Annotated in this window: 6 protein-coding genes; 4 read left to right on the top strand and 2 right to left on the bottom strand. The window is 37.6% G+C overall.

What is annotated here, in order from left to right; genetic code table 11:
* From ACKPEB_RS17905 to ACKPEB_RS17895, 3 genes are all read left to right on the top strand, one after another.
* On the top strand, window positions 1-499 hold a 499-nt coding region (locus tag ACKPEB_RS17905), incomplete at its 5' end, for a RimK family alpha-L-glutamate ligase (RefSeq protein ID WP_408966326.1).
* Between the two features lie 219 nt (window positions 500-718).
* The gene (locus tag ACKPEB_RS17900) at window positions 719-2,125 is read left to right on the top strand and encodes a DUF2157 domain-containing protein (protein ID WP_408966325.1); all 1,407 of its coding nucleotides are present in this window, start codon (window positions 719-721) and stop codon (window positions 2,123-2,125) included.
* Window positions 2,126-2,152: 27 nt separating this feature from the next.
* Entirely contained in the window at window positions 2,153-2,803 is a 651-nt protein-coding gene (locus ACKPEB_RS17895) for a GDYXXLXY domain-containing protein (RefSeq protein ID WP_408966324.1), read from the top strand.
* A 91-nt stretch (window positions 2,804-2,894) separates the two neighbouring features.
* Here ACKPEB_RS17895 and ACKPEB_RS17890 read toward each other — a convergent pair whose 3' ends face one another.
* Together ACKPEB_RS17890 and ACKPEB_RS17885 are read right to left on the bottom strand one after the other, a co-directional pair.
* The gene (locus ACKPEB_RS17890; protein WP_408966323.1) at window positions 2,895-4,241 is read right to left on the bottom strand and encodes a P-loop NTPase fold protein; all 1,347 of its coding nucleotides are present in this window, start codon (window positions 4,239-4,241) and stop codon (window positions 2,895-2,897) included.
* Between the two features lie 206 nt (window positions 4,242-4,447).
* On the bottom strand, window positions 4,448-5,476 hold the full coding sequence (locus tag ACKPEB_RS17885; RefSeq protein WP_408966322.1) for a DnaJ domain-containing protein: 1,029 nt from the start codon (window positions 5,474-5,476) through the stop codon (window positions 4,448-4,450).
* A gap of 92 nt (window positions 5,477-5,568) precedes the next feature.
* On the opposite strand from ACKPEB_RS17885, the gene ACKPEB_RS17880 reads away from it, so the two are divergent.
* Window positions 5,569-6,227: 5'-3' exonuclease H3TH domain-containing protein (locus tag ACKPEB_RS17880; RefSeq protein WP_408966321.1), on the top strand; the 659-nt coding region annotated here is incomplete at its 3' end.

Here is a 6,227-nt window from a genome sequence, read left to right as displayed (position 1 = left end):
TGTTAAACGGAATTCGGGTTCTGGCGGACTTAATGTTTTTCTCTGTCAAAATCTTGAAGAAATTAAAACAGCATTAACAACAATTTTTAATATTTATGATAAACATTATGATTATGTCGCAGTTGCTCAAGAATATATTGTTATTAAACAGGAATATCGAGCCGTCTTTTTAGATAAAAAATTAATCTTACTGTATGAAAAAGATATTAGTCAAGCTACTTTTACCGGAAATTTAAGTCCGTTACACTGGGAAGGGGGACAAGCAAAATATGTTACTGACCCCCATATAATAGCAGAAATTGAAAGCTTTTGTCAACCGATTTTCCAAGAAATTAATTTAGAATATACTGGGTTAGATATTGTTGTAGATGAGCAGGGTCAATATTGGTTTATTGAAGCAAATTCCCATCCGAATTATGATATTTTTACTAGAGATAATGACCCAGAACTAGCTGTGAACGTTTTTGAAAAAATGTTAATGTTTTTGAGTTCTAAATGAGGCGATCAGTCAGATAAAATAGGGATTAATGATCTTTTTTTCCAAATGACTTAATCCTGTGCTAGTTAGGAATCTGTCACAAACCTGACGAATTAACCTGAATTGTTAATTAAAACAGAATTGTACTTTCAGGAAGATTTAGGTTAAAACTAAAATACAATTCTATGCCTGGGGTAAATCAACCTTAGATTCGGTTAACATTGTTTTAATTAACTGCAAATGATCAACGAAAAATTCCGACGTCAACTTCGTCAAGAAGCCCAACTATGGCAGGAAGAACAACTCATTGATGATTCTTTATATCAACAGTTAGCAAAACGCTATCAATTTAATCATCTTGACACGGCTGCCAGTAGTCGGTTTGTGATGATTTTAATGGGTTTAGGTAGCATTTTATTAGGCTTAGGTGTTATTACCTTTGTCGCTGCCAATTGGCAGAACTGGTCAAAAGAAATTAAAGTTATTCTGCTTTTAAGTTTATTTATTGCGGTTAATACCTTTGGTTTCTATTTGTGGAAACAACCCTCAGATGCTTTTCAAATTGGAGGAAGAAAACAACGTTTAGGAGAAGGATTATTACTATTTGGAGCTTTAATATTAGGCGCGAATATTGCCTTAATGGGACAAATTTTTCATCAAAGTGGTTCTACTTATGAACTGTTTTTGGTGTGGGGAATTGGCGTTTTAGTCATGTCCTATAGTTTACAACTGACCTCTTTAGGATTTTTAGGATTACTGCTGTATGGAATGGGATATTGGACAGGAACCTCTGATTTATTCTCAATTCAAGAATTTTCCCTCTTACGTTTAATCCTCGAACATACTCCTTTAATTGCTGGAATAGGGTTAATTTCTCTAGCTTATCGGTGTCAATCTCGTGTTTTATTCGTAATGACTTTATTGATTCTGATTCCAGCTTTACAGGTTAGTATTATTCCCCTGTTTAATTCTGATTTACCCCAAGGGTTACTGTTTGCCATTGGTGTCATTTTTACTCCGGCTTTATTGTGGGGTTATGATGATACCTTATGGCCACAAATTGACAGTAGACGCTTTCAACCTGCATCCCGAACTTTATCGATTATTCTGTTAGCAGTTTGGTTTTATGTTTCCTCTTTTAATGGAATTTGGAAGAATTTATCGCCAACGGATTCTAATGATTTAATTCCGATTAGCAACTTTGTTTTAATTGATTTTGTCATTTTTCTAGGAATTTTATTATTAGAATGGTTCCAATTGGTAAAACCCAGTGCTATTCATCCCAATAAATGGGGGTTAGATTCTATTACCAGTGTTATTGCTGGATTTTTAGGACTCACCGGATTAATCTATTTTTGGCATTTACAAATTTATCCGATTCCTGAAATTGCAATCTTTTTGTTTAATGTTCAGATGTTTCTGTTAGCAGCAGGATTAATTAGAATTGGTCTAGCACAAACTCAACGATTCGCTTTTTGGGGAGGAATGATTTTATTAGTTTCTCAAATTATGACCCGCACCTTTGAATACAATACGGAACTGATTCTTAAAGCATTTGTGTTAACGTTATGTGGTGTTGGGGTGATTGTCGCTGGGTTATGGTTTGAACGTCATTTATTAGCTGTTGCTAACACACAAAATCGTTAATTGATATAATTTTTAGGAGTAAAAATCATGAATGAAACTAACGTAAATGATCGTCAATCTTCTGAGATTTTAAATCAATCTCTTGTTGTGAAAAAACAAACTCCAGCGTGGAAGTTTTGGACACCGCTATTATTTCAATTAATTTTAATTTTAGCGGTTCCGTCCCAAGCCTTTTATACTCAAGTGACCGGAAAAACAGTTATATTGCAAACAGCACCCGTTGATCCCTATGACTTTTTTCGAGGCTATTACCAAACTCTGAGTTATGATATTTCTAATCGTGATACTCTCAAAGCACTTCCCGGTTGGAAAGAAATTTCAAAAGGAGACGATTATTTACCATCTGGAACTTTAATTTATGTAACCTTAGAACAACCTAAAGATTCATCGAATTCTCCCCGTCCTTTCGCTTGGAAACCAATTAAAGTTAGTGCAGAATATCCTCAGAATTTATCGAATAATCAAATTGCTTTAAAGGGAAAATCAACGGGATGGAGTATTGAATATGGTTTAGAACGATATTATATGCCGGAAAATCAACGGGAACAAATTAATAGTACAATTACAGAAGCACAAATGCAGGATCAACAATCTTTTGTTGTAGAAATCAAGGTGAATTCTAAAGGAAAAGCAATTCCGGTGAGTTTGTGGGTACGCGATCGCAATTATAAATTTTAGTTTATTTTCTGACAAAAATTAAAAGGAATAGGCGGTCAGAAAAAATAAAAAAAGCTGGGGTTTTCCCAGCTAAAATCTTTTAAATCCGTTTTCAAAATTCCTTAGCTTCTGCTAAAATCGGATTAATATCATACCAAAAATGTTGAGCGTGATTATATTCAAAAACCCATAAACTTCTTAACAAAGTTTGGTATTCCATTTGACCACTTAACTTTTTAGTTCCCGCCACTTGACGTAACATTTGCCATTCATCGGCTTCAATAGCTAAGGTTAATTGATGACGACGTTGTAAAATCACCTCTTCTAAGGATTCTCTTGTTAATGGAGGATCTTCTTTTTGTAAACAGCTATATAATAAAATTAATAAACTGCGAACATGACCCCCACTAATGGTACAAAGTCGATCTAAGGTTTCAGGACTATCAAAAATTTTATCAACTAAAGCGGGATATTCTTTCGGATCAACACCTGGAAATGCTCTCGCCATCACCATGTTTCTTAACAGTTCAATTCCTTCTTGACAAGGTGTACCATCTTCAAACCTGACTGTTACCATTGGTAAGGTTTTGGGGTCATTCCCAAAACGATTCATGAGTTGTCCTAAATCATTAGAAAAAATCAAACCCAAAGGAATAGTATAAACGACGTGACAATTGAGTTTATTGAGTTGTTCACCTCGATCAATAAATAAATATTCTGGTTGCGGACGTCCGGTGCTATTTGGACTATAGCTAATCCGATCTAAGTTATCAATAATTACGACTAACCCTTGTTTACCCATCTGTTTTAACTGCTGGATGGAAGGTTCTAAGAGTTCTTTATTGATAGCCTCTAAAATATTATTGGTTCGAGGTTCTAAATATTGACGCAATAAAGACCGTAAATCTCGACTATCTTTTGTTTTAGCCGTAATATTACCAATTCCCGTTGATAGGCAAAATTCTCCGTCTGTGTTAGCCGCTAATGTTCCCAGACCGGGGACATTAATATCGGCTTTAAAGTCAATTTCCGTATTTAAAACATTAACAACACCACTTAATAAACTTTTAAATCCTTTGGGTTGTAATTTTATTTTCAAGCTTTCAATACTTTCACTAACTTGACGAGCGATCGCTAATAAAATATCAGTAATATCCACATCTCCCATATCTAAATCTTTACTCGATTCAAAATAAACGACGTGGAATCCTTCTTTTTGGAGTTGAGCTTTCAACCTTAATAATTCCGTTGATTTCCCTGAACCCACAGGCCCGGTAAACAGTTGACAGGTGGGACGATCAGGAGAAAGCCGAGTAATGGTTCGGGCAATTTTTTCTATTGACTTTCCGCCCCGTGCTGGAGAAAAATCAATATAATATTGTTGATCTTCAGGACGTTCAACATCGAGGGTTTCAGCCGGATTAGACGCTTTAAAAAAACGAGATAAATCAAGTTCCATTGTTTTCCCTGAGCGATAGAGTTAACAGATAATTTTAAAATCAGAAATTTAACATCAAAGCAAATCCGATCAAATTTCTGATTACCGTTGTTCATGAATGGGATATTTGTATTTCTTTCGGAAAAGATACCCCAAATTCCGTATTTATTTCAAAAGTGAGAACATCGGTAACAAACGCCTCAACCCGAAATTTTGAAAGTGGCTCTTTATTGAGCTAACCACCAACCAAAACTTAAGCCAAGACTAGAGGTAATCGCTAAAATTAAAAAGGTATAAAATCCATTGTAAGACGTCAGTAATTTTTCTCCAGCAACCATTTGCGCCACAACTCCCGCCACTACTGCGATCGCACCCCAAGCTGCAATAATGACTTCTGGCGGCATTCCTTCGATCACCCGCATCATGGCTTTTTTTCCGGCTCCGATCCAAGCTCCGATCCAGGCTCCTAAGACGAATCCAAATAAACTTCCGGTTCCTAATTTTGCTTTAGAACGAAACATTGCATCCAGAATCATTCCTAACATTAATCCCATCATCGCCCCAAAACCGCCCCCAAAAATAGAACTCAGCCAATTTCCTCTACGGGTTCCGGCGATTAACCCGGCAATGGCGGCAATTCCCATCACGGCTAATAGTCCGATTATCCCTTTAGATGGGGTTTCTGAGCCTGCGATCGCCCCTAATCCGATGCCGACAACTCCCCATACAAAGGCGGTAATGAGCCCTCCTGCTTCGTTTCCTAAGACCCAACCTGCGATCGCCCCAGCAATGATTAACGCCATCAACCAAGATTGACCGGACTCGGAATCTTCACTAGCGGCAATCGTGACCAACAACCAAGCGACACTTGCAAAGACCCAAACCCAAGGCGGAATTTTCAAGATCGTTAACATCCAAGCCATGAGGGTATAGTTGAGGAAGACTCCGGTTAACCAGCCGAGGGGAAGGGTTGGGGAGGGAGGGGGAGTTGGGGGAGCAGGGGGGGCAGGAGAGGCAGGGGAGGTGGGGGGAGCAGGGGAGGTGGGGGGGTAAGGGTTGCTTAGATGGGTTCTTAAGGTTTCGTAGGCGTGGCTGATTTGTTTAAATTTGGCTTCGGCTTCAGCTTGTGAGGTAGAATTTTGTGGGTAGCGATCGGGATGCCAAATTAACGCCAGATGACGATAGGCTTGTCTGACCTCCTCAAAGGATGCCCCGGGTTGTATCTGTAAAATTTTATAGTATTCTTCGATTTCCACGTTTGAAATCTATTAACCTGGTTTTATTTTCCCCTACAAAGGCAGAAGATTGATCGTTAAAATAAAGATTGTATTGCGCTTGGATTAAAACAGTGTTGGAACAACCCCTATTCCTTTTGGTTGATGGTCATTCGTTGGCATTTCGTTCTTATTTTGCCTTTGGGAAAAGTCGCCAAGGAGGGTTACGCACCTCAACAGGTATTCCGACCAGTGTTTGTTTTGGGTTTTTGAAATCTTTATTAGAGGTAATGGCAAGTCAAAAACCCGATTATTTAGCGATCGCTTTTGATTTAGGGGTTCCTACGTTTCGCCATGAAGCCGATGAAAATTATAAAGCAGATCGCTCTGAAACGCCTCAAGATTTTATTGAAGATGTACAGAATTTACAAGTTTTATTAGAAGCTTTTGATTTAAAGATTATAACGGCTCCGGGTTATGAAGCGGATGATGTATTAGGGACATTAGCAAAAATTGGAAGTCAGGGGGGATATCGAGTTAAAATTTTATCGGGAGATCAAGATTTATTTCAGTTAATTGATCTGGATCAACAGATTAGCGTTTTACATTTAGAACCGGGAAAGGGAAGTAGTCCAACGGAATTTTTAGCTGTACAGGTTTATGAAAAATTGCAGATTTATCCGAATCAAGTGATTGATTATAAAGCATTGTGTGGAGATAAATCTGATAATATTCCAGGGGTGAAAGGGATTGGGAAAACAACGGCGGTTAAATTATTAAGTGAATATGGTTC

Source organism: Planktothrix sp. (assembly GCF_046067725.1).
GTDB lineage: Bacteria > Cyanobacteriota > Cyanobacteriia > Cyanobacteriales > Microcoleaceae > Planktothrix.
This window is presented reverse-complemented; position numbering and strand designations above follow the sequence as displayed.

Bases quoted from the DNA above. Each gene is read 5' to 3' on its own strand.
- ACKPEB_RS17900 (WP_408966325.1), top strand. From the start codon at position 719: ATGATCAACGAAAAATTCCGACGTCAACTTCGTCAAGAAGCCCAACTA.
- ACKPEB_RS17890 (WP_408966323.1), bottom strand. From the start codon at position 4,241: ATGGAACTTGATTTATCTCGTTTTTTTAAAGCGTCTAATCCGGCTGAA.
- ACKPEB_RS17895 (WP_408966324.1), top strand. From the start codon at position 2,153: ATGAATGAAACTAACGTAAATGATCGTCAATCTTCTGAGATTTTAAAT.